Genomic DNA, 26,376 nt, shown 5'->3' on the forward strand with positions numbered 1-26,376 from the left:
TGCGCTGTGCCATGAGCCTCCCCATCGACCAAGAACCCGACATGTTTGCAGACGAGCCCGTTCAGGCGCCTCATGCTGAGGCCCCGGCCGAGCCCGCCGCACCGCCTCCGCCGCCAGCCCTGCCGACACTTGCCGAGCTGCCGGACGATCACCTGCCGATCGCGGCCTTTGCCGAGCGTGCCTATCTGGCTTACGCCATGAGCGTGGTGCGTGGCCGCGCTCTCCCGCAGGTGGAAGATGGTTTGAAGCCGGTGCAGCGGCGGATCCTGTACACCATGCACCGCATGCGTCTGGCGCCCGGCAGCAAGCCGGTGAAGTCCGCCCGCGTGGTGGGGGATGTGATGGGCAAGCTGCATCCGCACGGCGATTCCTCGATCTACGACGCTTCGGTGCGCCTGGCGCAGGATTTCTCGCTGCGTTACCCGCTGATTGATGGCCAGGGTAACTTCGGCTCGCGCGATGGCGATGGCGCAGCAGCGATGCGTTACACCGAAATGCGCCTCACGCCGCTGGCCGAGCTTCTGCTCTCCGAGATCGAGATGGGTACGGTGGATTTCGTGCCCAACTACGACGGCGGCGACGAGGAGCCCAAGCTGCTGCCGGCGCGTCTGCCGATGCTGCTGCTCAATGGCTCCTCCGGCATCGCCGTGGGCATGGCCACCGAATGCCCGCCGCACAACCTGCGCGAAGTGGCCGCAGCCGCCCAGCTGCTGATCAAGAAACCGGAAGCAACGCTGGACGAGATCCGCGCTGTGCTGCCAGCGCCGGATTTTCCCGGCGGCGGCCAGATCATCTCGCCGGATTCGGTTATCCGCGATGCCTACGAATCCGGTCGCGGCTCGATCCGCATGCGCGCGCGCTGGCGTGTCGAAACCTTGGCGCGTGGCGCTTGGCGCGTGATCGTCGAAGAGCTGCCGCATGGTGTGTCGAGCTCGAAGATCCTGTCCGAGATCGAAGCGGTCACCAACCCGCAGCCCAAGGCTGGCAAGAAGGAAGTCAGTCAGGACGAGAAGAACAACAAGGCGCTGCTGCTTGGTGTGCTCGATGCCGCGCGCGACGAGAGTTCCGATCTCGCTCCGGTGCGTCTCGTGCTGGAGCCGAAGACGCGCACCCAGACGCCCGAGGAGATGATGCGTGTGCTGCTCGCGCATACCAGTCTTGAAGCCTCTGTCTCGATGAACTTCACGGTGATCGGGCTGGATGGCCGCCCGGCGCAGAAGGGGCTGCGCACCCTGATCCGCGAGTGGATCGAGTTCCGCTTCACCACCGTCGAGCGCCGCACGCAACACCGCCTGGGGCAGGTCGAACGTCGCATCCACATCCTTGAAGGCCGCCAGATCGCCTGGCTGCACATCGATGAAGTGATCAAGGTGATCCGCGAAGCGGACGAGCCCAAGGCTGAGCTGATCGCGCGTTTCGGCCTCTCCGAGATGCAGGCCGAGGACATTCTCGAAATCCGCCTGCGTCAGCTCGCCAAGCTCGAATACATCGCCATCGAGAAGGAACTCGCCGGTCTGCGTGATGAAAGCGCCGGTCTGCGCGAGATTCTCGAGAACCGCAGCGTCATGACCCGCCTGATCCTCAAGGAGATCAGCGAGGACACCAAGAAGCATGGCGACGAGCGTCGCACCCTGGTTGAAGCTGCCCTCTCCGTGGCCGCTGTCGAAGCCCCGGTGCTGGATGAGCCGGTCACCGTGCTGTTGTCGAAAAACGGCTGGGTGCGTACCCGTCAGGGTCACGGCATCGATCCGCAGACGCTCTCCTGGAAGAGCGGCGATTCCGCCTTCCTGGTGGCCGAAGCGCGCACCCCCTGGCCCCTGATCCTGATCGACACGACCGGCCGGGCCTATTCCGTGCGCATCAGTGATCTGCCGGGTGGGCGTGGCGACGGTGTGCCGCTCACCACCCTGATCGAGCTCCAGCCTGGTGCCCGTGTGGCCCAGGCGATTGCTGCCGATCCGGCGAGCGACTGGTTCTTTGCCAACTCCGGCAGTTATGGCTTCATTGCCCGGCTTGAAGATCTCGTCACCCGCCAGCGGGCCGGCAAGGCCTTCATGACGCTCGAGGATAAGGAAAGCGTGCTCGTCCCGGCCCGCGTCGAAGGCGACTGGCTGGCCGCAGCTTCCGGCAATGGCCGGCTGCTGTATTTCCCGCGTGCCGAGATGAAGGTGATGCCGCGCGGGCGCGGCATGATCGTGATGGGGCTGGATGAGAAGGAAGAGCTCTGCGCCATTGCTTGCCCGCCGACCGACGCTGTGGTCGTGATCGGCTCCGGTCGCGGCGGCAAGGATGTCGAGCTGCTGGTAAAGGGCGTGGCGCTCGAGGCCTGCCGTGGCAAGCGTGCGAGGAAGGGTGGCACGCTCACGCCGAAGGTCAAACCGGTCGCGCTCAAGAACCCTGCCTGAAGCCGCTTCGCCCGCAGCTGACCGGGTTTGCCGGGCCTGCGGGCGTTGCGGTTTGAGGGTCTGGCAAAGCCCGCTTGCCGGATTTCGGCGATGCGTTCAGAGTCGAACGCTCCTTCGCCTCTTCCTTGCATCACGCCATGACTCTTGCCGTTGCCATCTACCTGTTTCCGGACGCTGAAGTGCTGGACTTCGCCGGGCCATATGAAGTGTTCACGACGGCCAGCCGCGTGCACAAGCGCCGTGTGCCGGAGGCTGAAGAGTTGTTCCGGGTTTTCACGGTGGCGGCCACGCCGGGCCTGGTGCGAGCGCGGGCCGGCATGGAAGTGAAGGCGGATTTTGGGTTCGACACCCATCCGCCGCTGGACCTTCTGATCGTGCCCGGCGGCGTGGTGACGCAGGAGCTGGAGCGCCCCGGCCTCACTGAATGGATCCAGCGCAACCATGCCATGACCCGGATTACTGCCTCGGTGTGTACCGGGGCCTTCCTGCTTGCCCAGGCCGGCTTGCTTGAAGGTTTGCAGGCGACGACGCACTGGGAGGATGTACCTGATTTGCGTGCGATGTTCCCGGCGCTGCAGGTACTGGAAGGGCGGCGCTGGGTGGATCAGGGGCGGGTGGTGACTTCAGCCGGCATTTCGGCGGGTATCGACATGAGCCTGCATCTGGTCGAGCGCCTGGCAGGGCGTGAGCTGGCCCTGGCGACGGCGCGGCAGATGGAGGTGGATTGGTCTCAAAACTGAGTCTTCGGGTTTTACCGGATAACCCGTATGGGTATGGTTCTCGGTAACACCTTCGTGTGGAAAGGCTTTGCCCGACCAGTGGTGCTTATGAACCTGTTGGCTCCCGACGAACTGCGGCTGACAGGCTGATCTGCCTTGCTAGGATGCAGGGCCGCTTTTTCTCCGGGAACGAAGTGGAGGGCGAAGTGGCGCAGCACAACAAGACTGAGCATCAGCTTCCGCATTTCTTCAGGAGACAATCCATGCACGTTTCAAAACTTGCGCTGGGCTTCGCGGCCTTTGCGCTCATCGGTACGGCTTCGGCCGCCAATCGCCCGAGCGGCTATGTCACGATCTGTTCCGAGGGCAAAACCTGTTCCGTGGACGCGACGACAAACGTGGCTTTCGGCCGCGCGGACAAGTTCTTCTACAAATCCATCAGCGGCAGTTTCGCGTGTAACGAGGCCACTTTTGGCGGCCGTATTGCGGGTGGCGTGAATGAGTGCTCGGTGCCCTCCGGCTCCGCCTCCAGTTCGAGCAAGTCGAGCGCAGCTTCGTCAGCCAGCTCCTCTGTCGCTTCCAGTGCGGCCTCTTCGGCCGCTTCGAGCAAGTCCAGCGTCGCTTCGTCGGCGGCCAGTTCCGCCACTTCGAGCAACGCTTCGGTGCCGATCCCGGGCTGGACCGGCCCGGTCAACGTCTGTGAGCCGGGGGCGCTGGTCTACAACACCACCCTGGATTGCGGCGGCAAGCGCATCGGCCTCGCCTGTGCCGGCAGTAGTGAGACTCAGCCGGCGGTGATGACCGTGATCAACGCCACCCTGAAGAATGTGGTGATCCCGGCGGGCGGCGGCTCGGACGGTATTCACTGCGGTTGGGGCAGCCTGGGCAATGGCCGTGGCACCAACGTTCAGGGCGGTACCTGCAACCTCGAGAATGTGGTGTGGGAAGCGGTGTGTGAGGATGCAGCTTCGATCGGCAACGGTCAGAAGGGCACCGTGATGAACATCAAGGGGGGCAGTGCGGCCAATGCGAGCGACAAGGTGTTCCAGAACAATGGCATCAACTCGACGCTGAACGTGGATAACTTCACCACTACCGGTTCGATCGGCAAGCTGTCGCGCGCCTGCGGTGATTGCACCGACAACGGTGGCCCGCGTTTCTTCAACATCAACAACGTGAAGATGGAGAAGGTCTCCACCGTGATCGGGGTGAACAGCAACTATGGCGACAAGGCCACGCTGCGCAACGTCCAGATCAAGGGCTACAAGGTCGGCAGCCCGAAGGTGTGCGTGACCTATGTGGGGGTGCAGAAGGGCAATGGTTCGTCCTCAAGCATCGGTGAAGAGTGGAACAGCGCTTCCTGCGATGTCTCCAAGACCGATGTGACCTCCTACTGAGCCTTGCCGCGTGCGGGTGATCCGCTCACCCGTTTGCAGACAACCCCCGGCTCATGTGAGACGGGGGTTTTTCTTTGAGGGGAAGGCTTGATGATCTGTTTGCGTGGTGTACTGGCCATGTTGATGGGCTGTTTGCTGGCGCCTGGCATTGCGCAGGCCGAAGCCGTCTTCAACAGTCGCCCGGTGCTCAATCCGTCCTTGTTCACCGGCTTGCCGCTGGTGCGGAGTGGCAGCCTGCTGATTGCCGGCAGCGATGGCAGCCTCCTGCGCAGTGCCGATGGTGGTCAGCACTGGCAGGCTGCGCAGCGCCCGCCACTGAGCGAGGCTATCGTCAGGATCGCGCAGGACAAGGCTTCTGCAACCCTGATCGCGGCGGGTGCGGCCAGTGGCATGTTGCGCTCGACGGATGATGGCCGCAGCTGGGCCTTGCAAGCGGTGGCGCTGCCGGCGCGCATGCGTGCCCTCGCGCAATCGCCCCGTACCGGAAGCTGGATCGCGGTGGGCGAGGGCGGGGCGATCCGTTCTGCCGATGGTGGCCTCCACTGGCAGCGTCTGCCTTTGCCTCGGCCGGAAAAGCTCGGTGAGGTGCTGGTCCTGCCGGAGGGCAGCTATCTCGCAGGGGGCGAGAACGGAGTGCTGCTGCGCTCGGTAGATGATGGCCTGAACTGGCTGCTGGTGCGGGGGGGAGGTCAGGCGGCGGTGGTGAGCCTGCAGCATGTGCCGGCCTTGCGCACTACCCTGGCCCTGCTGGCCGATGGCAGCGTGCTGCTGAGCCGTGATGGGGGCCGTCGCTGGGCGCAGGCCCGGAGTGGTGTCACCGACTATCTTTCCGGCTTTGCCTGGGATCCCGTCCGCAAGCGTCTGCTGATAGCCACGGCGTCAGGCAGCGTGTTGCGCTCGGACGATGCGGGCCGCAGCTGGCAACAGGCGGCGACCGGTGCCGGGCTCTATATCAATCATCTGGTGTATGTGCCGGTCAATGGCGCCTTGCTGGCAAGCGGTGAGGCGGGCGCGCTGCGCCGCTCGGAGGATGGCGGCGTCAGCTGGCAGCAGGTGATGTTGCCGACCCGTGATCGCCTGAACCATATTCTGGTGGCGGATCAGATCCTGATCGGGCTGGGCGAATTTGGCGCTGTGCTGCGCTCGGCAGATGCCGGGGCCAGCTGGCAGGAACTGCAGCCGCCGCTGCGCATGTATGTGCACGATGTGCAGCGCTCGGCTGATGGCCGTGCCCTGGTGGGGGTTGGCCCGCAAGGCTGGGTCATCCGTTCGGAAGACGATGGGCGCAGCTGGCAGCCCTTGCCGCTGGGGCTGGGGCTGGATGTCTATCTGCTGAGCATGGCGAGGGACCCGGCTTCCGGTGCGCTGATCGCTGGTGGGCCTCCGGGCAGCCTGATCCGTGCCGAGGGTGATGGCCGCGATTGGCTGTCGGTGTTGGCCATCAATAGTGCAGCACGCGGCTCTTTCCAGAAGCTGCTGGCCCATCCACAGGATGGCAGCCTGCTAGCGCTGGCCAGCCCCGGCACGGTGATGCGCTCGGCCGATGGCGGGCGCAGCTGGCAGGCGACGGACGCGCGCACCGAACCACATTTGTACGACGTGGCGGCCTCCGCGCTGGATCGCAGTTGGGTGGCCGTGGGGCGTGCCGGCAGCATCCAGTTCAGCCGCGATGGGGGCCAGCATTGGCAGGCAGGGGACAGTGGGGTGAGCACATCACTCTTTGCCGTGGCTTTCGTGGCCGGCCCGCCGGGGCGTGAGGGCGAAGGTTTTTTCCTCGCCGCAGGCGCCGATGGCCGGCTGTTGCGCTCGGCTGATGCGGGCGTCAGCTGGCAGGCGCTGGCTTCAGTCAGCCCGGCTGCGTTGCGTTACATCCTCCACGATCGTGCCTGTGACCTGCTGATCGTGAGTGGGGATCAGGGCACGCTGTTGCGCTCGGCCGATCGTGGTATCACCTGGACACAAATCCCCAGCGGAACCGATCAGGCCTTGCGCCAGCCTGTGCTGGATCGCAGGGGCGCAATCCATGTGCCGGGGCGGGGCGGCGTGCTCTTGAGCTCGGCGGATGCAGGTTTGGGCTGGCGCCGGATTCCGACTTCGACGGCCGCGCACCTGAAGGGCGTATTCGAATTGCCGGGCGGGGAGGGGCTGCTGGTCTATGGTGACCGACTGCTCCGGATCGAACCCTGAGAGGCTGTTCACGATCTGTAGCGAGAGGCCGCCAGCGGGGTGAAGAGCAGCGCAGGGACCGGAGTTTATGTCGATAAATGAGCGCATGAGCCCCGATCACGGCCTCGCAGTAAGATCATGAACAGCCTCTGAGCGCTGCGGGGCGATCTGTCGTCTCATCCCTGGCGGCATGAAAACGCTGGGGCATGAGCGGGTGCTCAGAAGGGCCCGCGTAGGGGGTGTTCGGTCCTGGGAGGCGTATCCAGATGGGCACGCTCCTCGCGGCAAGCCAGTCCGCCCATTTCGTATTCGCGGCACACATCCGGGCGGCGTTCGTAGATCGTGCACAGCAGCGTGTCGCGGTCGAGCGCCACGCACCAGCCATCCTCCAGCCGGCGCATCACTTCGCCCCCCCATTCGTCTTCATGGGTCAGGTGGCGCGGCACGTTGTCATCGCCCATCAGGATGACTTCGAGCTGGCAACAGCAGGCCCGGCAGGTGGCGCAAGTGATTTCCGGCGTGGCATTCATGGCCGGCATTGTCCCACGCAAGGCGAGTCGCCGCCGCGCTGTGGCGGGTGAAACTCAGAAAGGGCTGGCGCAAGGCTGTTTACTGTATAAAATTACAGTTACTCGTCCTTCGCCTGTCTGCCGCCGCCGTCTTTGTGAGGGCGGGATTTGTCGCCATGTCCATGCCCGTTCCGCTCGATGAAGTCCTGCTGCGCCCCGATGTCTGGCGGGGAGATCGCTTTGCGCCCAACGAGGCCGGCGAAGTGGCCAGCGGCTTCGCAGCGCTGGATGCCGAACTTCCAGGCGGGGGCTGGCCGCGCGGCGCGCTCACCGAGTTGTTGCCAGCGCAGCGTGGCATTGGCGAGCTGGCCCTTCTGCAGCCGGCTTTGCGCAGCTGTGCCGAGGACGCGCCGGTGGCGCTGGTGGCGCCCCCCTGGCTGCCGCATGCTCCGGCCTGGGCGGCGGCGCTGCCGCTGGAGCGCTTGCTGCTGGTGGAGGCAAGCGGGCGCGAGGCCGCCTGGGCCGCCGAGGCCTTGCTGGCCAGCGGCGCGCTGGGTGCGCTGCTGCTGTGGTTACCGGCTCAGGTCGATGCGCGCAGCTTGCGTCGCCTGCAACTGGCGGCCGAGGGGCATCGTGCGCCGGCCTTCGTTTTCCGCCCGCCGGCGCTGGCGCGCACAGCTTCGCCGGCACCACTGCGCCTGACCCTGAGTGCCGCGCCGCAGGGGCTGCAGATCGATCTGCTGAAGCGGCGCGGCCCGCCGTGTACCAAGCCTCTGCTGCTTTCGGTGCCCCGCCCGGTGGCGCCGCGTCCGGTGCCGCAGGCCGAGCCGATTTCATTGCGGCCGCAACGGGTGCGGGTGTGAGCCATGCTGTGGTTGTGTCTGCGTTTCCCCTGCCTCGCGCTGGAGGTCTTCCCTCCCGAGTCTGAACCTGCCGTGGTCGTGGCGCTGCAGCGGGTACAGGCAGTCAACGAGGCCGCTCAGGCAGCCGGCATCCAGCCCGGTCTGCGTCTCGCCTCGGCACTTGCGCTGGCGCCTGGCCTGCAGGTGCATGAGCGCCAGCCGGCGCGCGAAGCGGCGTGGCTGCATATGCTGGCGTGCTGGAGCGAGGCCTTTACGCCGCAGGTGAGCCTGGCGGCGGAGGATGAATTGCTGCTGGAGATTGGTGGCTGCCTGCGCCTCTTCGGTGGCTTGCCGGCCTTGCGCGAACGGGTACGGGCCGGGCTGGTGGAGCAGGGCAGTTTTGCGCTGCAGGGGCTGGCGCCCACGCCGCTCGCAGCGCAGTGGCTGGCGCGGGCCGGCGTGGAAGCGCCATGCCTTGGCGCCGACGAATTGCCGGCGGCGCTGGGGCCGCTGCCGGTACAGGTCATCGACGGTTTCACGCAGGCGCAGCAGCGTACTTTGGCGGCACTGGGCGTGCGCAGTCTGGGCGATCTGCTGGCCTTGCCGGCGGCGGGTCTGCAGCGTCGTTTCGGTGCGGGTCTGCCGCTGCAACTGGCGCAGGCGCTGGGCGAGCGGCCAGACCCACGTGAGGCCTTCGTTTTTCCTGAAGTTTTTGCCGAGCGCCTGGAGTTGCCGGCCAAGGTCAGCGAGGCGAGCATGTTGTTGTTTGCCTTGCGCCGCCTGCTCGCTGCACTGGCCGGCTGGCTCGCTGCCCGGGCATCGGGCCTGAGCACTTGCCGGATCCTGCTGGAGCACGAAGACAGCTTGCCCGCCAGCGTGCTGGCGCTGAATTTCGCCGAGCCCACGGCCGATCTGGCGCGCTTCGAGCGGGTGCTGCGCGAGCGGCTGGAGCACTACCGCCTGAGCGCGCCGGTGTGGCGCGTGCAACTGTTGGCGGATCAGGCACAGGCGCTGGCCGGGCGCAGTCTGGGGCTCTTCGGGCAGGAGGCCGCGCAGGCGCTGGCGCCGGTGATCGAGCGCTTACGCGCAAGGCTGGGCGAGGCGGCCGTACATGGTCTGGCCTGTGTGGCTGATCACCGCCCGGAATGCGCCAGCCGCGCGGTGCCCGAGGCGCAGGCCAGCGATGCAGCCTCGCCGGCGGCAAGTGCGCGACCGCTGTGGCTGTTGCCGCAGCCGCAGGCGCTGGGCGAGCGCGCCGGGGTGCCGCAGCACGAGGGTGCGATTCTGCGTCTGGCCGGCCCGGAGCGCATCGAAAGCGGCTGGTGGTCTGATGCCGGGCAAGGCGACAAGGGCGATGTGACGCGGGACTATTTCGTCGCCAGCAACCCGCGCGGCGAATGGCTGTGGGTGTTCCGCGACGCACAGGGCTGGTGGCTGCACGGGGTGTTTGCGTGAAGCTGCCGGATTACGCCGAGCTGCACTGCCTGACGAACTTCAGCTTCCTGCGCGGTGCCTCGCATCCGGCCGAGCTGGTGGCGCAGGCACGGGCGCGGGGCTATGTGGCGCTGGCGATTACGGACGAGTGTTCGCTGGCCGGCGTGGTGCAGGCCTGGCAGGCGATGCGCGAGCTGCGGGCAGAGGATGCACGGGTGGCGCGGGAAGCGGCGGAGGCGGGCTTGCCCGCGCCACCCGTGCTGCTGCCGATGCCGAAGCTGGTCGTGGGCAGCGAATTCCGTCTCACCTGTGGCTTGCGCCTGGTGCTGCTGGCGCAGAACCGCGAGGGCTACGGCAATCTGGGCGCGCTGATCACGCTGGCACGGCGGCGTGCCGAGAAGGGGGCTTATCACCTGACGCGCGGCGATCTGGCTGGGCTGACGCCGCACGGCGCCGTGCCGGATTGCCTTGCGCTGTGGCTGCCGGGCGATTCGCCTGAGGAGGCCGATGCGCGCTGGCTGGCCGGGCGTTTTCCGGGGCGTCTGTGGGTTGCCGCCGAGCTGCTGTGCGGCGCGGATGACGCGGCCCGGCTGGCCCGTTTGCAGACCATTGGCGCGGCCTGTGATCTGCCGCTGGTGGCTACGGGCGATGTGCACATGCATGTGCGCGGGCGCCGTCCGCTGCAGGACACGCTGACCGCGATCCGCCTGCGCAGCACTCTGTTTGAGGCCGGGCTGGCCCTGTTCCCGAACGGCGAACGCCATCTGCGCACCCGGATGCGCCTGGCGCGCTTGTATCCACCTGCGCTGCTGGCCGAAACCCTGCGCGTGGCGGCCTTGTGCAATTTCGAGCTGGGCGAGTTGCGCTATGAATATCCGGACGAGATCGTGCCGCCGGGCCATACGCTGGCGAGCTATCTGCGCCAGGAAACCGAGGCCGGTCTGCTGCGGCGCTATCCGGATGGCATTCCGGACAAGGTGCGCGCCGATGTGGAGAAAGAACTCGCTCTGATCGGCGAGAAGGCTTACGAGGCCTTCTTCCTGACCGTCTACGACATCGTGCTGTTTGCGCGCAGCCAGGGCATCTTGTGCCAGGGGCGTGGCTCGGCCGCCAATTCGGTGGTGTGCTATGCCTTGGGCATCACGGCGGTGGATCCGATGCGCGCCAGCCTGCTTTTCGAGCGTTTCCTGTCGCGCGAGCGCGATGAGCCGCCGGACATTGATGTCGACTTCGAGCATGAGCGGCGCGAGGAAGTCATCCAGTACATCTACGCCAAGTACGGTCGCAATCGCGCCGCGCTCGCTGCTACGGTAATCCGCTATCGGCGCAGGAGTGCGCTGCGCGACGTGGGCCTGGCGCTGGGCTTTGGCGAAGAGCAGATCACCGCGCTGAGCGCCTCGCTGGCTTGGTGGGATGCGCGCGAAACGCTGCCGGAGCGGCTCGCTGCCATCGGCATGCGGGCAGAGAGCCCGCGGGTGCAGAAATGGCTAGCGCTGGCCGAGGCGATCCACGGTTTTCCGCGCCACCTCTCGCAGCATGTGGGCGGCTTTGTGATCTCGCAGGGGCCGTTGGCGCGCCTGGTGCCGGTAGAGAACGCAGCCATGGCGGAGCGCTCGGTGATCCAGTGGGACAAGGATGACCTCGAAGCGCTGGGGCTCCTGAAGGTTGATGTGCTGGCGCTGGGCATGCTCAGCGTGATTCGCAAGACGCTCGAACTCGTGTCGGCACGCCATGGCCGCCGGCTGACGATGAACGACATCCCGCCCAAGGATGCGGCTACTTTCGACATGATCTGCCGGGCTGACACCATCGGCGTATTCCAGATCGAGTCGCGTGCGCAGATGAGCATGCTGCCGCGCCTGCGGCCGCGCGAGTTCTACGATCTGGTGGTGCAGGTGGCGATCGTGCGGCCGGGTCCGATCCAGGGCGGCATGGTTCATCCCTTTCTCAAGGGCCACGCCGAGAAGAGGCCGGTGCAGCAGATCAGCCCCGAGGTGGATGCGGTGCTGGCGCGCACCTGGGGCGTGCCGATCTTTCAGGAACAGGTGATGCAGCTCGCCGTGGTAGCGGCCGGCTTCACGCCGGGCGAGGCGGATCAGCTGCGCCGCGCCATGGCCTCGTGGAAACAGAAAGGGCATCTGGAGCGTTTCAAGGACAAGCTGCGCGCCGGCATGGCCGCCAAGGGGCTGAGCGCGTTCGCCGAGGCGCTGTGCCGGCAGATTGAGGGCTTTGGCGAGTACGGCTTTCCTGAGTCGCACGCGGCGAGTTTTGCGCTGTTGGCTTATGTGTCGGCCTGGCTCAAATGTCATGAGCCGGAGGCTTTCCTGTGCGCGCTGCTCGATAGCCAGCCGATGGGCTTCTACGCGCCGGCGCAGTTGCTGCAGGACGCGCGCCGGCACGGCGTGGAGGTGTTGCCGGCCGATGTGCAGGCGAGCGAATTGTGCTGCAGCTTGTTGCCGCGCGAGGGCCGAAGGCCGCAGGTGCGGCTCGGCTTGCTGCAGGTAAATGGCCTTTCCGCCGAGGCGGCGGAGGCCGTCGTGGCCGCGCGGGCGCAGGCACCGTTCAGCGATGTGCAGGATCTGGCCGCGCGGGCCGGGTTGGAGAGTACCGTGCTGCGCCGGCTTGCCGAAGCAGATGCCTTGCGTTCGCTGGTCGGACATCGACGCCAGGCGACCTGGCAGGTCAGCGGGGTGCTGCGCGCGCCTGTGGCGGCGAGCCGGCAGGGGCAGGGCGATCTGTTCGCGCAACAGGCCGCACCCGAGGCCGCCGTGCGGCTGGCGGCACCGACGCTGGGTGAGGAGCTGGTGGCTGATTACGCCAGCCTCGGCATGAGCCTGCGCCCGCATCCCCTGAGTCTCTTGCGTGAGCGGCTGGCCGCGCGCCGCTTCCTCAGCGCCGCGGCCATTCGCCGGGCTGGCGACCGGGCGCTGGCTCGTGCGGCTGGCATCGTCATCAGCCGCCAGCGGCCGGGATCGTCCAAGAGCGTGTTTGTGACCCTGGAGGACGAGAGCGGCATGGTGAACGTGATCGTCCACTCGGCACTGGCCGAGCGCCAGCGCCGCGAGCTGCTTGGCGCACGTATGCTGGGCGTGTATGGCCAGTTGCAGGTGGAAAGCGGGGTGGTGCATCTGATCGCCCAGCGCCTGGTGGATCTTTCCCTCTGGCTGGGGCGGCTGGATACGGTGAGCCGGGATTTTCACTGAGAAATTGCTCGCGATCTGACTGCGAGGCCGCCCATTGATAACTGAGAGGGCTCATGCGCTGCTCGGCATCCTCATTGACCAACATAAACTCCGGTTCCTGTGCGGTGCTTCCCCACGGTTTGCTTTGCACAGCAAACAGGCTGCGGCAGCGCAGAGCAGGCTCTGCTAAACCCTGCCTCGTTCCTGCTGACGGCTTCTCGCTACAGATCGTGAACAGCTTCTGAGTGGATGTTGCATTGCGGCATTCCACCCCGCTTGCACTGTGTCAAACGTCCGTCACGCCCTGCGTGGCATGATCCGACGGCTTTTTTCGGGTTTACCCGGGAAGATTCCCCCTTTGCGGCCAGCCTTTACCTTGATAGTTGGCCGCTATTGCGGGAAAATCGCCGGCTAGCTGGACCACGCGCCGCCATCCCTCTGCGGCGTTTTCATAATTTCTCAGGAGATTTGCAATGGCTGCAAAAGACCGTATGGCCGTTCTGGCCGCGATGATGGACCAGGCTGTGATTCCGGTGTTCTACGATCCGGACGTCGAAGTTTGCAAGAGCGTGATCCAGGCTTGTGCCAACGGTGGCGCCAAGTGCATCGAGTTCACCAACCGCGGCGATTTCGCTTCGCACGTGTTCTTTGAAGTCACCAAGTATTTCGCCAAGGCTGACCCGTCCGTGATCATGGGCGTGGGCTCCATCGTTGAAGCCCCCACCGCTGGCATCTACATCGCCAACGGCGCCAAGTTCATCGTCGGCCCGCTGCTGAACGCCGATGTGGCCAAGGTCTGTAACCGTCGCGGCATCCCCTACAGCCCCGGCTGTGGCTCCGCCACCGAAATCGGTGACGCACAAGAGCTGGGCTGCGAAATCGTCAAGGTGTTCCCGGGTTCCTCCGTGGGCGGCCCCGAGTTCGTCAAGAGCGTCATGGGCCCGATGCCCTGGACGCGCATCATGCCCACCGGCGGTGTCGAGCCGACCGAAGAGTCCCTGCGCAAGTGGTATGGCGCCGGCATCGTAGCTTGCGGTATCGGTAGCAACCTGATCACCAAGAAGCTGCTCGACGCCAAGGATTACAAGGGCATCGAAGAAAACGTTCGCAAGACCGTTCAGCTGGTCAAGACCATCAAGGCCGAACTGGCTGCTAAGTAATCAAGTTTGAATCCTGCCGGGCCGCTCAGCGCAAGCTGTGCGGCCCGCAGTTCAAGAAATCGACTCCATCCACATCCACAGGATTAGAAAATGTCTGAACTGATCATCAAATCCGCCGCCGAGACCAAGTGGGACTGCGTGTCCTTCGGTGAAGTCATGCTGCGTTTCGACCCGGGCTTCGGCCGCGTTCGCAATTCGCGTACCTTCCAGGTGTGGGAAGGCGGCGGTGAGTACAACGTTGCTCGCGCCATGCGCAAGTGCTGGGGCAAGCGCGCCGCTGTCGTCACCGCTCTGCCGAAGAACGATCTGGGCTGGCTGGTTGAAGACTTCATCATGCAGGGCGGCGTGGATATGTCCCACGTCATCTGGCGCGATTTCGACGGTCTGGGTCGTAACACCCGCGTTGGCCTCAACTTCACCGAGAAGGGCTTTGGCCCCCGTCCGGCACTGGGTTGCTCCGACCGTGGCCACTCTGCCGCTTCGCAGATCAAGCCGGGTGAAGTGAACTGGGAAAAGCTGTTCGGTGAAGAAGGCGTGCGCTGGTTCCAGACCGGCGGCATTTTCGCTGCGCTGGCCTCCAACACCGCTGAAGCCGTGCTGGAAGCCGTGGAAGTCGCCCAGAAGTACGGCACCGTCGTGGCTTATGACCTGAACTACCGCGCTTCCCTGTGGAAGAGCCAGGGTGGTAAGGAAGGCGCTCAGAAGATTAACCGCGAAATCGCCAAGTACTGCGACGTGATGATCGGTAACGAAGAAGACTTCACCGCCTGCCTGGGCTTCGAAGTGGAAGGCGCCGACGAGCACCTGACCAACATCGAAACTGACGGTTTCAAGAAGATGATCGAGACCGCTGTTAAGGCCTTCCCGAACTTCAAGGTGGCGGCTACCACTCTGCGTAACGCCAAGACCGCTTCGGTCAATGATTGGTCTGCGCTGGTCTGGTACGACGGCAAGATCTACGAATCGATGAAGCGCGACAACCTGGAAATCTATGACCGCGTTGGCGGTGGTGACGGTTTCGCTTCCGGTCTGGCCTATGGCTTCCTGGAAGGCAAGGGCCCGCAACTGGCCGTCGAGTACGGCGCAGCTCACGGTGCGCTGGCCATGTCGACCCCGGGTGACACCTCCATGGTGCGCGTGGAAGAAGTTGAAGCTGCAATGAAGGGCAAGGGCGCTCGCGTCATTCGCTAAATTTGCGCAGGGTGTTAGTGCGCGGGAAAGGCTTGTATCAGCTCGACCCCGCTCACTACGCGCCCAGCACAAATCTGTTGCTTGAGTAGAGAAAATAAAAAGCCCGCAGGTCGCAAGCCTGCGGGCTTTTTGCTTTTCGGGCCTTGTACGAGTGACACAAAAAAGCCCGCAGCGTTTTCGCTGCGGGCTTGTTCTTACAGGTAGGAGACTCAGAGCGCCTGTTGCTGGAGCAGGTTCTCGACCGGGGCCAGCATTGCCTCGCGCGAGGGCGGGGCGGAGACTCGGCGTGGGATCAGCTCAGCGTCGAGCAGGCGCTCGATGCGGGCAAAAACTTCGTAGCGTGAGAAGGGCTTCTTCATGAAGTCGTCGGCGCCGATGCGGGTACCGAAAAACTGCTCGGTGGCCTGCTCGTTGCCACTGATCATGATCACCGGAATCTCGCGTGTGAGCGGGTCACGCCGCAGGTGGCGCAAGGCGGCGAAGCCGTTCATGCCAGGCAGCACAATATCCAGAAAGATCAGTTCCGGTTTGTCCCTGCGTGCGATATCTAGGCCTTGTTCGGCATCCAGAGCCTCCAGCACCACGTAGCCAGCGGTGCGCAGGATCTTGCGGAACACGGCAACGATGGTCGGTGAGTCATCAATGATCAGCACTTTTGTACCGTCACGGGCATTCACGCGCGGGCGGGTGCGGCGCTCCAGTGGCAGTGGCAGGATCTCGGCGCCGGCGGTGTTGCTTTCGGCATCCGGCGAAGCTGGTGCCGGAGTTTTGGCTAGGATGGATTTGAGGGTGTCGAGAATGCCCATGGTGGTGTTCCGTTTCAGTCTGCAGTCGGTGTCTTGTCCGCGGTCTTCGGGTCGATAACCCGGATGACCGGAGAACTGTTGCCCACCCCGCGCAGCTCGGGGCGGTACATGTCTTCAGCGAAGCTTGTGGGGACACCGTAAGTGCCCGGTGTCACCACGCGCAACAGGTAGAAGAGCGTCAGCTTGTTGGCGCCCAGCTTCACGGCGGCGACGAAGCGGTCATCGCGGAACTCGCGGTGACGGATGCGCTCGTCGCTCATGGCCTCGGCCACGTTCACGCCGCCCACGCTGAACTCGGAAGCCTGTGGCCCTTGTGACAGGTTCAGGTTCTCTATTTCCAGCCCGGCCGGAATGTGGTCGATGATCATGCCGTCCTCGATCGTCTGCCAGGCCGTGGCGGTGATCCGCGCGATGAGCATGTCACCGGTGCGCAGCGGGCCACCCTTCCAGGCGCTCCCGTCGGTATTGAACCACTCACGGCTGAGCTTGATCTGGTCGTCCTTCGGAGCGGGCGGCTTGAGCGGATAGCCGGCGGCCTCGATTTCGATGAAGAGTGGTGCGCTGCCCTTGTTCTCGATCGCAATGCCTTTGGCCAGCGCGGCGATATCCAGGCTGCGCATCTCGTCGCGCTTCGAGCTGAGGGTGTCCGTGCGCTCGCCTTGCCTGAGCAGCGCCGTCCATTCGCCACTGCCTTCCGCCGTGCCCTGGGACTGGGCAGCGAGGAATAGCGCGAGGCGTTCCTGCGTCGACAAATAAGAACGGCCGCCAAGGCTGTCGGCAAGATCGAAGAGCAGGTTTTCGCGACGTGGATGGGCTACTTTATGGCGAACCAGCAGGGCGTAGCTCAGAGCCAGGTCGCGGCTACGACTGCCATAGTCGCCGAGCCAGGGGCTGTAGTTCTCGGGCTGGATGCCGTAGCGGCGATTCACGGCTTCATCCAGCGCCACCTTGGCCCTTGCGGCGTCACCCATCTGCTGCAGGGCCAGCGCAAGGTGGATCAGGGGCAGGGGGGACTTGGCGCGATCGCGGTACTGGTCGTGCAGGATGCGCAGGGTGGCCAGCGGCGCTTTCTGCTCACGTGCCAGCATGTAGGCTAGATGTGCCATTTCGGCAAAGCGCTGGTGGCTGTTGCGCAAGAGCTCGTAGTCCTGATGCTTGTAGCGGCCGTTCTCGTCCGGCTTGAGCGTGGCAGGCAGGCTCGGGAAGTTGTTCGGTGCGCTTTGCAGGGTGGTGAGCATCCAGTCCTGCGCGTTCTTGAGCATCGCGTCGGGCACCGTGAAGCCCTGAGCGCGGGCGTCCAGCAGGAAGCCGCTGACATAGGCGGTGAGCCAGGTTTCGTAAGGCCCGCTGCCCCACAGGTTGAAGCCGCCCTTGGCGCCCTGCATGCCGGCGATGCGGCCGATGGCGCCCTCGATGAAACGGGCGCGCTCTTCACGGCTGCGCGGCTCGATGCCAAAAGCCTTGCCTGCCACTTCGTCGATGAAGACATGTGGATAGGCCGCACTGGTCGTTTGCTCAAGGCAGCCGTAGGGGTAGTTCAGCAGACCCTTGACGATGCTGTTCACGTTCAGCGGCGGCTTGGCTGAGACGGTGATCGAAAGCGTGCTGGAGCCGCGGAAATACTTCTCGACCAGAGCCGGGTCGAGCTTGAAGTTGCCGTCCGGCTCGATCTTCGCGCGCCGTACTTCGCGCATCAGCGGCAACGGAGGCTGCACCTGCAGGGCGGCTTCACGCACGATGCTGATGGGCTTGGCACCACTGCCCTTTACTTCGAGGCGGATACGGGCGAGCCCGATGGCGTCGGTGGGCTCGGCAGTGAAGCGCAAGGTCTGGCGCTGCTTGTCGCGCAGGCTCAGCTTGCGTTCGCCATCGCGGATCGCCAGTGGGCTGGCGGCGGAAAGGCGGATACTGATCTCTTGAGCGCTGCCCGAAAGGTTGGTGACATCCAGCGCAATGGTGGCCTGATCGCCCGGTGCAATGAAGCGCGGCATGGCGAGCTCGGCCACGATGGGCGCGGCAACGATCATTTCGCGCTCGGCGGCGCCGTAGTTGTCGGCGGTGGAGGCTACCGCCATCAGGCGCAGGGTTCCGTTGAAGTCCGGAATGTCCAGCGTGATGCTGGCTTCACCCTTGGCATCGAGCAGCACCGGCCCGGAGAAAAGATCCACCAGCTTGACCTTCTTGGGCATGCTCTGGGTGTCGCGCTTGCCGGCGTCACCGCCCCATTTGAGCTTGCCGCGATCGCCATCCATCTTCTCGATCAGCTTGCCGTAGAGGTCCAGCAGATCGGGCGCGTAGCGATGCTTGCCGAAGAAGAAGTCAAAGGGGGCGGGCGTCTTGAAGTTGGTGATGTTGAGGATGCCGACATCCACGGCCGAGAGCGTGACCATGGCCTGCTTGCCGGCGGCGCCCTCGACCTTCACCTTGACCGTTGTCTTCTGTTCGGGCAGTACCTTGGCCGGTGCTGTCAGGGCCACTTTCAGGCGCCGCTCCTCACGCTGCAGGGGCAGGTGGATCAGGCCCAACGCGCGTGCCGGGGTGACGCGGTCGCCCTGGCTGCCGGGGCGGAAGGCCAGTACCGAGATGTAGAGGTCGTGGCGGCTCCAGCTCTTGTCGACCGGAATCGTGAGGCTGCTGCCGCTGGCGGAGACGCTGATGCGGCGGCTCCACAGCACCTTGTCCGCTTCGACCGTGACCAAGGCTTCACCATCGTGTGGTGGCACGATGTTGAGTTTCACGCTGTCACCTTCCTTGACCGGTGCGCCTTCAAGCTTGAGCTGGACGCGGTCCGGTCGGTTGCCGAGATCCTCGGCTTCCTGAGCGCCCCAGCCAGCGTAGAAGCGATAGCGCATCGTCATGCCGGTGCTGGCGTCCGTTACTTCCAGCCGATAACGGCCATAGCCGACCGGTAGGGAAAGCTTGCCAGGCTGCTTGAGCGCCAGCTTGCCGGCCTGTTCGAGCTCTTCGGTTTCGGTAAAGCCGGAGTGCCAGCCTTTCTGGTCATCAAAGCGCCAGTAGTATTGGCGATCTTCACGGTAGAGGCGGAATGCGGCCTCGTTGAGCGGGGCGAACTTGCCATCCGTGCCGACGCGGATCAGCTCGAACTCGGCCGGGCTGCTCTCGCGGGCTACGTTGCGATCGAAGGCGGGGCGTACGCCGATCAGCTGGGCGGCCGGCCACCAGGTGCGCTCGATCGAGCGAACCACCGGGCGGCCACCGGATTCGAGCAGGCTGAAGCTGGCACGCACGGTGAGTGGCGAGCGCGCGCCGCTGGCATCGAAGGGCACCTCGACGCTGGCCTTGCCCTGCTCGTCGAGGGCACTTTCGTCGAGCTCGGCACGGCGTTTGCGGCTGTCGTCGGCGAAGTCGCCGAAGATGAAGTTGGGCCATTTGGCGGCGAGCGGATTGAGTTCGCGCTCGGTGGCCACGCTGCCAAGCAGGCGGTTGCCGGCGGCGGGTGCGCCGAAGAGGTAATCCCCCTGTACGGCGACCTTGAAGTCTGCGTCCCCCAGCAGCAGGGGCTGATCATTGCGTAGCTGAAGCTTCATGCGCTCGGGCAGGAATTCCTCGACCTGGAAGCTCCACACCTTGTCGGCCGCCTTCGCGGCCGGGTCGCTGCGCAGGGCCAGCGTCCAGCTGCCGGTCTGGGCATCGGCCGGCAGGCTGACGCGCTGGCGGAAGTAGCCGGGCAGCTTGCTGTCCGGCTGCCAGCTCTGGGTCAGCACGCTCTTGCCGTCCGGCCGCATCAGGGTGGCCTGCAAGGGTTGCGGCGGCTGCACATGGCCATCTGCATCGCGGGCCAAGATGGAGACCTCGAAGCTCTCGCCGGGGCGGTAGAGATCGCGTCCGGCATACACGAAGAGCTTGTTGCGATTGGGTTGATGGCCGCCGGTGTCGAACTCCGAGAGATCCAGTGCGGGTTCCTGCAGGGCGACCAGTGACATTTCCTTGCCGCGGCGGGCCAGCAGCAGGCGTGCATCGGTCGGTACGCCGGCCAGGGCTGCGTGACCATCGCCGTTAACGCGGCCATTGGCGACGCGTTTGCCGTTGGCGTCGAGCACTTCCACTTCTATGTCCCCGAGCGCTTTGCCACTGGCCAGCGAAGTGGTGAATACGTCCAGCTGCTGCGCATTGCGGCGTGCGTGCAGGCCGATGTCGCTGACGTAGAAGTAGGTCGTCTGGTAGTCATCACGGAAGCGGCCGGGCTGGCTCATCACCGCAATGTAGATGCCGGGCTCCTGCAGCTCCTTGATGGTCTCGACCGGCAGGTGGGTTACCTTGCGCGCGTTGGGCTTGTCGCTGGTCAGAAAGCGGCCCATGTACACGCTGCTGGACACCTCGCGCAGGCGGTCGAGCTGGTAACTCCAACTGCGGCCCTTGAGCTTGCTGTTGTCGCCCTCATAGCCATAGCAGTCGTAGCACTCGCCTTCTTCGTCACCATCGTAGCTCGGACCCTGATGGCGTATGCCCAGAACGGTTTCGATGAAGCGCGGCATCTGTGCTGGTTCCACGCGCAGAAATTGCACGTCCACCTCCGACACGTTCACTGTCACCACCGGCAGGCCGCCGTTCTGTTTTGCGGGCAGTACCGTTCCCTTGCTGGCGAAGAAGAAGGAGGGCGGCATTTCTTCGCTGGCAACGTCACACTCCTTGGCTGCCACGAGCTTGGCGCCGGCGGCGGCTTTGAACTCGGCGGCGATGCGGATGCGGTAATTACGTTGTGGCTTGATGTAGGGGAAGAACAGCACGCGCGGGTTGCTGCCGATTACCCAGCTGCCGGGGAGGATTTTCTCGTTGCTGCTGGCCTTGCCGTTCTGTGCCGGACCCTGATTGGAGCTTTGTTCGCTGCTGCTGTCTGCTGCGCCATCAATGCGGCCCAGATCCACCACCTGCAGCAGCTTGTCGAAGGCTTGACCGCTTGCCACCGGTTCCGAAAACACGACAGCCAGGGCGGGCTGGTCTTCGAACAGGCGGGATTGGCAGGTATTGGCTTCAAAGGGGCCATCAGCCTGGGCGATCACGGCATCGCCACCGATCATCTGAGGGGGTCGCTGCGTTTTCCACCACCAACCGGCCATCGCAGCCAGGGCAATGAATGCGGCCGCAATTGCGGCGAGGAGTTTGTGCCTGGTCATGCTGGAATCCCCGGGAGGCGTGCCTGGATCGCTACACGTGCGGTCAGGGCTGTGTTGTGATGGCAGAATTCTGCCATCCGGACCAAAGGCGGAACGGGGCCGGAAGGGCAGGAGTGGCAGGCGTGCGACGGATGGCGTGTCAGCGTCGTTGGCGCGTTGAATCAGGCATCCGTTCTGGGGATTTCGCCATCCAGCTGGCCGCTTAGAAAGTCGAGAGCATCCTTGAGCATGGCCGGGCTGATGGTGTGGCCTGTGGCGTACTCCTTGAGGTCTGCTGCCGCACCTTTTTTCGAGAAATACTTACAGGCTGTGACCGATTCGGAGCAGGCCACAACTTCGTCCTGGCTACCGTGTTGAAGCAGCAGGTTCAAGTGCTGCATGGCCGTGGCCGGTGCCGCTTGCGCTGTGCAAGCGGCAAGCAGGCGTCCGGCAATGCTGACGACGCTCTGCACCATCCGTGGCTCGGTGAGTGCCAGAGCCAAGGCCATGGCGCCTCCCTGGCTGAATCCGAGAATGTGTACTTGTTGCGGGGCCGCGCCGGAGCTTGTGACCAAATCTGCTATGTGCTGCACGAGCCACTGTCGGCTGGCCTCGATCTCTTCTTCATCAAAGATGCTGCCATGAGGGGAGTCAAAGCGTTCGTACCAGCGGTAATAGCCGGGAGCCATTTCGTGTGGGGCACGCAGGCTGATGACCAAAAAGCGCGGATCGACATGGCGTGCCAGAGCGAACAGGTCGTCCTCGTTGGCCCCCTTGCCATGCAGCAGGACCAGCAATGGAGGGTGCTGTGTGGAGACTTCGGGCGAACGCAGTCTGAAGTTCATTGCTCAAGATGGAAGCGAGGATGAATCCAGTCAGCATGGTCACTGCGATTCTCTCCGAGCGCGTCCGTAACTAAGGTGAGGGTTTTCGCGTTACGCACATCTACCTGAGCGTTGACTGCACTCTTGCCGCCGCTCATGGGACCGCTCTTCCAGACCAGTGCGTTGTCAGCCAGGATGCTGAACTCGGCGTAGCCGCCTCCTTCTGTAGCGTCATCAATGCCGGCACGAGTACTGAAGCTGATAGCTTTCTGCGGCACGGGAATAGTGATGCTTGATGCAGCATGTGTGCCAAAGCCGCTTGCGAACTTCTCTCCGCCGACGCGCAGGGCCCTGCCGGAAACTGCGGCGTTCAAAGCCAGATCACCCCACTCCTGCTGCACCATACGTCCCTTGATGCTGGTGGCGTCAATCCATCCCTCGTGGCTTGGCAGGGCGCGATTGACATGGAACCCGGTCGTGGCCAGCCATGAGCTGAACGCGAGAATCAGCCAGGCGCTGATCGGAATGCGCGCATAGCAGGCGCGCCAGTGGATGCTGGCCCAGAGTCTGGGTGCCAGCATCCAGAGCACAAACAACACAGTAAGCGCCGCCACTGCGTATTCGAGGGCGATTCCGCGTGGAGGCAGCAGGAGAAGGATGTTCGCGGCCGACAGCAGGCTGATCCATACGGCATGGACTGCGAATTGCCGGTTGCAGGCTGCGGCTACCAGGGCGATGACCGCCGCCGGGAACATGTAACGCTCATGCATTGCCGGCAGAAGAAGGAAGAAGGCACAGGCCGAGATGATGGCATTCCGCCAGTGAGTGGATTTTTGTTGTGTAAGGAAGGAACTGGTCGTCAGCACAAGACCAAGCGCAGCATAGAAACCCATGCCCAGATATTTCGGCGTAAATAGCCTGTACCAGCCCTCCGGGCTGGCCGCCCAGTCGAAGATAACCAGACTGTCCGGTCGCATGTTTAAGCCAAACAGGTACCAGAGATTGGCCCCGTTCATCGTGGCATAGGGGTACAGGCTGGACGCCTTCAGGTAGGTCTGATCAAACATTGACCCTGTGCTGCCTGCAAGGAAATAGGGCAGCAGCAGGAGCACCGCGATACCAAGTGCGGGAACAGCTCCGAACCACAGGCGGTGGCTGTGCCGGCGATGCCACAGGAGCGGCAAGATGACCGGGGCGACGCAGATAGTCTGGAACTTGGTCAGCACCGCGATCACGAGAATGGGCAGGCTCAGGATCAGGTAGCGGCCTTCAATCAGCGTATAGAGCGCCAGCACCAGCAGGAACGAGAACAGCAGGTCGACCTGTCCCCACAGCGGGCCGTCGATGAGCAAGGCAGGGTTGAGCGCGGCAAATCCGATAACGATATTCCACTCCAGATCATTCGCAACGGACCGCTTGAGGCAACGATCCAGCAGTAGCAGCAGCAGCCCGTGTGCAAGAACGATGGGCGCGTTGCACAGGTGGCGCAAGAGCAGATTGGCTTCCGGTGTGATCTGCAGGCCACTCATGAATTTGCCGACTAGCCAGAGCCAATGCATGTACAAAGGCGGGTAGTTGGCCTCCAGTTTTTCGAAGCCGTTGCGTTGCAGTTGTCCGATCCAGTCCACCCAGAATGCGATGTCGCTGCCGAAGCCATCCGTGCTCGCCAGCAAGATGTTCACAATGGTGACGACCATGAGCCAGAAGCCCAGAGGGCGCTCGCCGCTATGGCTGAATACGGACGGGTATTGTGTGGCGGAACGCTGCGGCATGATCGGCGTCGGGATAATGGTTAGGTGTCTTTTCTGCTCTTGAAGGCGCAGCCTTCCAGACGGTCTACTTGAAAGCGTGGTCGATTCTTTGCTTCGGTGTAGATCTTGGCGACGTATTCGCCTATCACGCCAAGGCTCAGCAGTTGCACGCCTCCCAGAAAGTACATCGGGATGACGGTGGAGGCCCAGCCGGGCAGGGCTTCATCGGTGAACAGGCGAATGACCAGACCCCAGCCGGCGAGCGCGAGGCTGACGATGGAAATCAGGATGCCGATCGAGGTGATCAGTCGCAGCGGGTAGGTTGAGAACGAAGTGATGCCCTGCCACGCGAAGGACAGCATCTTGCTCAGCGGGTATTTCGACTCGCCGGCGAAACGCTCGGCGCGGTCGTATTCTACGGTGGCGCTTTGGTAGCCCAGCAGGCGTACCATGCCGCGCAGGAAGAGGTTCACTTCCCTGTATTCGGACAGCGAATCAAGCGCACGACGCGAGAGCAGGCGGTAGTCGGCGTGATTGAAGACGATGTCGACTTTCATCGCGGCCATCAGCTTGTAATAGCCTTCGGCAGTGAAGCGCTTGAAGAAGGTGTCGGTGTCGCGACGCTTTCTCACGCCGTAGACGATCTCACAGCCTTCACGGTAGTGGCGAACCATCTGCGGGATGACGTCCAGATCGTCCTGCAGGTCTGCGTCTACGCTGATCAGGGCATCGCCTGGGGCGGTCATCAGGCCACAAAAAAGCGCGTTCTGATGGCCGCGATTGCGCGAGAGCTTGATGCCGCAGACTTCCGGGTGTGCGGCGGAGAGCTCCTGAATCAGGGCCCAGGTCTTGTCGCGGCTGCCGTCATCGACATAGAAAATTGCACTGGCTTCGCTGACCAGACCTTCCTGACGCATGCTGGCCAGAAGCGGAATCAGCCGGCGGGTGGTTTCGCGCAGCACTTCCTCCTCGTTGTAACAGGGAATGACTAAGCCGATGGTGGGCGTACTCATGATGGATGCCTCGAACGGAAAGACCAGATGGCGTTGATGACGTAATTCCAGACCAGCACGCAGCCGGTGGCCAGGATCTGAGCGGCTGCAACAGGCAGGCCCAGCGCGATCAGACCGAGCAGGACCAGCTGGTTGATCCCCAGACCGGCTGCCGCGGTGAGCAGAAAGCGGGGGAGACTGTCGCGGTGCCGGTGGCTGCCTCCGAAGGTGAAGCGCGCGTTGGCCCAGTAGTTGTAGAAGGTGCTCAGGCTGTAGCCGGTGGCCGAAGCTGTTGCTGCCGTGCACAGGCTGGTGGCCAGCAAGGCGGCCATGATCAGGTAGTGCAGCGCCGTGGCACTGCCGCCAACCAGCAGGAAGCGCAGGAAAGAGCTGGGGCCGAGATGCGTCATCGTGTGGCGATGGAAAAGAGGAAGAACTGCATGGAAAGCATTGCCAAAAACCTATTTATCTGCCCATAAGGGAAGTGTTTGCCATCATAACGGCTTGTCACTGTGTTGCGGCGGGGCAGATAGGCCTTCTTTGTAAGATTTTTTCTGACAGTTGCAAATATGCCGAGACGAAAAAAAGCCTGGTGATTTGGGGTCACCAGGCTAACCATCTGCTTGGCAGCAGGAGGAGTCATCGGGACGTGGCTTGCGCCACGATGATCAGTTGCCGCTGCCGGTTCCGGAATTGTTGTATTCCCAGAAACGGGCGGTTGAGCTGGAATAGGCCGCGCCATTGGTGCCGGCCGCCCAGGGATCGGTGATGCGGACATGCGCGCTGATGGCTGTGTCACGTATCACCAGTTGGCCTTTGGCGCCCGATTGCGCCCAGTTTCGACCCAGATAAGTCTTGCCGGTGCCCGCGCTGCCGGTGGAGTTCAAGGTGCTGTTGGTGACCAGGAAGCCGTAGCTGTTGGTCGACTGGGTGCTGGGGGCAAAAATGTAGCTGGTGGCCGAGGCGCCCAGACGCGCGCCGGTGTACTGGATGGTGCAGCCATAGAAGGCGGCGGTGCCGTGACCGAAGATGAAGTCCACATCCCCCTGCACGAAGCTCGACTTGAAGAAGGCGCGGATTACCGTGCTGTAGCTGGTTGAGCCAATGAACAGGGTGTCCTGATTGCCGATCACCTGCACGTTCTCGAAGATCGCCTTGTCGCCGCGCACCGATAAGGCCAGGGCGGACTGGTTGCTGCCGCTGTAGCTGCCCTCGGTGTAGCTGTTCTTGAACGTCAGGTTGCGGGCGCGGAAGTCTTTGGACATCACCGTGAAGCTGGCACTGTCACTGGTGCCGACAGTGGTAGCCGAGGCGTTGCTGGCGCACTTGGAGGTGGCGGTGCCGGTGGCTTTTGGCGTCAGGTTGGAATTGTTGTAATGAAGCACTGTGTTGCCAGCGCTGGCGTCCAGACCGTAGAGCGTGATCGGTGGCGCGGAGGCGGGGATGCACACCACTTCCTTGTAGGTGCCGGCCTTCACGCTGATGTACTTGCGGCTCGTGCCGCCAGCCGATACGGCGGCGTTGATGGCAGCCTGGATGGTGGTGTAGCTGGCGCTGCCGTCGGCGGCGACCTTGTAGTTGGCGGTGAAGCCACTGATGGCGCCAACGCCGCCAGTGGGATCCCAGTTATCCGTCGTGAGCGAGCCGATGGTGCCGGCCTGGGCCATGTACTTCGAGATCGTGTAGCCGGCCGCTGCCGTACTGCTCAGTTGCGGGCGGGCGGTGGTGGAGCTGACGGCGAGGGCACCCGGGCTGGCCAGCAGGCTGGCAGCCATGAGCGCCAGCGCGCCGATAAGGCGGTGGCTTGATTGCATGTTTGTCTCCAAAAGTCCGTTGTGAAACGTGATTGGCCTTTTTCAGGCTCTGGGCCGGATGTTTCCGGTC

General features: G+C 64.0%; 18 protein-coding genes. 9 read left to right on the forward strand and 9 right to left on the reverse strand.

Features of this window, described 5'->3' with window-relative positions; all coding sequences use genetic code 11:
* Positions 1-11 precede the first annotated feature (11 nt).
* From parC to C0V76_RS10525, 4 genes are all read left to right on the forward strand, one after another.
* Positions 12-2,405, forward strand: coding sequence for a DNA topoisomerase IV subunit A (gene parC, locus C0V76_RS10510; protein ID WP_101942362.1), 2,394 nt, complete (start codon positions 12-14; stop codon positions 2,403-2,405).
* Positions 2,406-2,542: 137 nt separating this feature from the next.
* Positions 2,543-3,145: a DJ-1/PfpI family protein gene (locus C0V76_RS10515; protein WP_101942763.1), complete on the forward strand. Its 603-nt coding sequence runs from the start codon at positions 2,543-2,545 to the stop codon at positions 3,143-3,145.
* A gap of 242 nt (positions 3,146-3,387) precedes the next feature.
* A complete protein-coding gene (locus C0V76_RS10520) occupies positions 3,388-4,521 on the forward strand; it encodes a pectate lyase (protein WP_101942765.1) in 1,134 nt (377 codons plus the stop codon).
* Between the two features lie 87 nt (positions 4,522-4,608).
* Positions 4,609-6,708: a YCF48-related protein gene (locus C0V76_RS10525; RefSeq protein ID WP_158239210.1), complete on the forward strand. Its 2,100-nt coding sequence runs from the start codon at positions 4,609-4,611 to the stop codon at positions 6,706-6,708.
* A 197-nt stretch (positions 6,709-6,905) separates the two neighbouring features.
* Here C0V76_RS10525 and C0V76_RS10530 read toward each other — a convergent pair whose 3' ends face one another.
* Positions 6,906-7,217: a YkgJ family cysteine cluster protein gene (locus C0V76_RS10530; protein ID WP_254048222.1), complete on the reverse strand. Its 312-nt coding sequence runs from the start codon at positions 7,215-7,217 to the stop codon at positions 6,906-6,908.
* Between the two features lie 155 nt (positions 7,218-7,372).
* Here C0V76_RS10530 and imuA point away from each other — a divergent pair, with 155 nt between their 5' ends.
* From imuA to C0V76_RS10555, 5 genes are all read left to right on the forward strand, one after another.
* Positions 7,373-8,059, forward strand: coding sequence for a translesion DNA synthesis-associated protein ImuA (gene imuA, locus C0V76_RS10535; protein ID WP_101942365.1), 687 nt, complete (start codon positions 7,373-7,375; stop codon positions 8,057-8,059).
* A gap of 3 nt (positions 8,060-8,062) precedes the next feature.
* A complete protein-coding gene (locus C0V76_RS10540) occupies positions 8,063-9,493 on the forward strand; it encodes a DNA polymerase Y family protein (RefSeq protein ID WP_101942366.1) in 1,431 nt (476 codons plus the stop codon).
* Positions 9,490-12,675, forward strand: a complete 3,186-nt coding sequence (locus C0V76_RS10545; RefSeq protein WP_305798471.1) for an error-prone DNA polymerase — start codon at positions 9,490-9,492, stop codon at positions 12,673-12,675. The genes C0V76_RS10540 and C0V76_RS10545 overlap by 4 nt, the downstream gene beginning before the upstream one ends.
* 452 nt (positions 12,676-13,127) lie before the next feature.
* A complete protein-coding gene (locus C0V76_RS10550) occupies positions 13,128-13,814 on the forward strand; it encodes a bifunctional 4-hydroxy-2-oxoglutarate aldolase/2-dehydro-3-deoxy-phosphogluconate aldolase (RefSeq protein WP_101942368.1) in 687 nt (228 codons plus the stop codon).
* Between the two features lie 90 nt (positions 13,815-13,904).
* Positions 13,905-15,005 carry a sugar kinase gene (locus C0V76_RS10555; protein ID WP_101942369.1) on the forward strand — a complete coding sequence of 367 codons (1,101 nt, stop codon included), beginning with the start codon at positions 13,905-13,907 and terminating at the stop codon, positions 15,003-15,005.
* A 209-nt stretch (positions 15,006-15,214) separates the two neighbouring features.
* Here the strand turns inward: C0V76_RS10555 and C0V76_RS10560 are convergent, their stop codons facing one another.
* The 8 genes from C0V76_RS10560 to C0V76_RS10590 all read right to left on the reverse strand — a co-directional run bounded on the left by C0V76_RS10560 (position 15,215) and on the right by C0V76_RS10590 (position 26,306).
* Positions 15,215-15,811, reverse strand: coding sequence for a PleD family two-component system response regulator (locus tag C0V76_RS10560; RefSeq protein WP_101942370.1), 597 nt, complete (start codon positions 15,809-15,811; stop codon positions 15,215-15,217).
* Positions 15,812-15,825: 14 nt separating this feature from the next.
* A complete protein-coding gene (locus tag C0V76_RS10565; protein WP_101942371.1) occupies positions 15,826-20,946 on the reverse strand; it encodes an alpha-2-macroglobulin in 5,121 nt (1,706 codons plus the stop codon).
* A 161-nt stretch (positions 20,947-21,107) separates the two neighbouring features.
* Positions 21,108-21,770, reverse strand: coding sequence for an alpha/beta hydrolase (locus tag C0V76_RS10570; RefSeq protein ID WP_101942372.1), 663 nt, complete (start codon positions 21,768-21,770; stop codon positions 21,108-21,110).
* The gene (locus C0V76_RS10575) at positions 21,767-23,521 is read right to left on the reverse strand and encodes an NPCBM/NEW2 domain-containing protein (RefSeq protein WP_101942373.1); all 1,755 of its coding nucleotides are present in this window, start codon (positions 23,519-23,521) and stop codon (positions 21,767-21,769) included. The genes C0V76_RS10570 and C0V76_RS10575 overlap by 4 nt, the downstream gene beginning before the upstream one ends.
* A gap of 20 nt (positions 23,522-23,541) precedes the next feature.
* Complete coding sequence (locus C0V76_RS10580) at positions 23,542-24,513, reverse strand: glycosyltransferase family 2 protein (RefSeq protein ID WP_101942374.1); 972 nt, start codon at positions 24,511-24,513, stop codon at positions 23,542-23,544.
* Positions 24,510-24,902 carry a GtrA family protein gene (locus C0V76_RS10585; RefSeq protein WP_101942375.1) on the reverse strand — a complete coding sequence of 131 codons (393 nt, stop codon included), beginning with the start codon at positions 24,900-24,902 and terminating at the stop codon, positions 24,510-24,512. Before C0V76_RS10585 ends, C0V76_RS10580 begins: the two co-directional genes overlap by 4 nt.
* The gene (locus C0V76_RS19615) at positions 24,899-25,135 is read right to left on the reverse strand and encodes a hypothetical protein (RefSeq protein ID WP_143707399.1); all 237 of its coding nucleotides are present in this window, start codon (positions 25,133-25,135) and stop codon (positions 24,899-24,901) included. The genes C0V76_RS10585 and C0V76_RS19615 overlap by 4 nt, the downstream gene beginning before the upstream one ends.
* A 25-nt stretch (positions 25,136-25,160) precedes the next feature.
* The gene (locus tag C0V76_RS10590) at positions 25,161-26,306 is read right to left on the reverse strand and encodes a pectinesterase family protein (protein WP_101942376.1); all 1,146 of its coding nucleotides are present in this window, start codon (positions 26,304-26,306) and stop codon (positions 25,161-25,163) included.
* Positions 26,307-26,376: the final 70 nt, after the last annotated feature.

Origin of the sequence: Uliginosibacterium sp. TH139 (assembly GCF_002855595.1) — a bacterium.
Taxonomy (GTDB): domain Bacteria; phylum Pseudomonadota; class Gammaproteobacteria; order Burkholderiales; family Rhodocyclaceae; genus Uliginosibacterium; species Uliginosibacterium aquaticum.

Excerpts from the sequence above, each read along its gene's own strand:
- C0V76_RS19615 (WP_143707399.1), bottom strand. The coding sequence starts at position 25,135 with ATGACTCCTCCTGCTGCCAAGCAGATGGTTAGCCTGGTGACCCCAAAT.
- C0V76_RS10580 (WP_101942374.1), bottom strand. The coding sequence starts at position 24,513 with ATGAGTACGCCCACCATCGGCTTAGTCATTCCCTGTTACAACGAGGAG.
- C0V76_RS10530 (WP_254048222.1), bottom strand. The coding sequence starts at position 7,217 with ATGAATGCCACGCCGGAAATCACTTGCGCCACCTGCCGGGCCTGCTGT.
- C0V76_RS10550 (WP_101942368.1), top strand. The coding sequence starts at position 13,128 with ATGGCTGCAAAAGACCGTATGGCCGTTCTGGCCGCGATGATGGACCAG.
- C0V76_RS10515 (WP_101942763.1), top strand. The coding sequence starts at position 2,543 with ATGACTCTTGCCGTTGCCATCTACCTGTTTCCGGACGCTGAAGTGCTG.
- C0V76_RS10555 (WP_101942369.1), top strand. The coding sequence starts at position 13,905 with ATGTCTGAACTGATCATCAAATCCGCCGCCGAGACCAAGTGGGACTGC.
- C0V76_RS10565 (WP_101942371.1), bottom strand. The coding sequence starts at position 20,946 with ATGACCAGGCACAAACTCCTCGCCGCAATTGCGGCCGCATTCATTGCC.
- C0V76_RS10575 (WP_101942373.1), bottom strand. The coding sequence starts at position 23,521 with ATGCCGCAGCGTTCCGCCACACAATACCCGTCCGTATTCAGCCATAGC.
- C0V76_RS10540 (WP_101942366.1), top strand. The coding sequence starts at position 8,063 with ATGCTGTGGTTGTGTCTGCGTTTCCCCTGCCTCGCGCTGGAGGTCTTC.
- C0V76_RS10585 (WP_101942375.1), bottom strand. The coding sequence starts at position 24,902 with ATGACGCATCTCGGCCCCAGCTCTTTCCTGCGCTTCCTGCTGGTTGGC.
- C0V76_RS10520 (WP_101942765.1), top strand. The coding sequence starts at position 3,388 with ATGCACGTTTCAAAACTTGCGCTGGGCTTCGCGGCCTTTGCGCTCATC.
- C0V76_RS10560 (WP_101942370.1), bottom strand. The coding sequence starts at position 15,811 with ATGGGCATTCTCGACACCCTCAAATCCATCCTAGCCAAAACTCCGGCA.
- C0V76_RS10570 (WP_101942372.1), bottom strand. The coding sequence starts at position 21,770 with ATGAACTTCAGACTGCGTTCGCCCGAAGTCTCCACACAGCACCCTCCA.
- C0V76_RS10590 (WP_101942376.1), bottom strand. The coding sequence starts at position 26,306 with ATGCAATCAAGCCACCGCCTTATCGGCGCGCTGGCGCTCATGGCTGCC.
- imuA (WP_101942365.1), top strand. The coding sequence starts at position 7,373 with ATGTCCATGCCCGTTCCGCTCGATGAAGTCCTGCTGCGCCCCGATGTC.
- parC (WP_101942362.1), top strand. The coding sequence starts at position 12 with ATGAGCCTCCCCATCGACCAAGAACCCGACATGTTTGCAGACGAGCCC.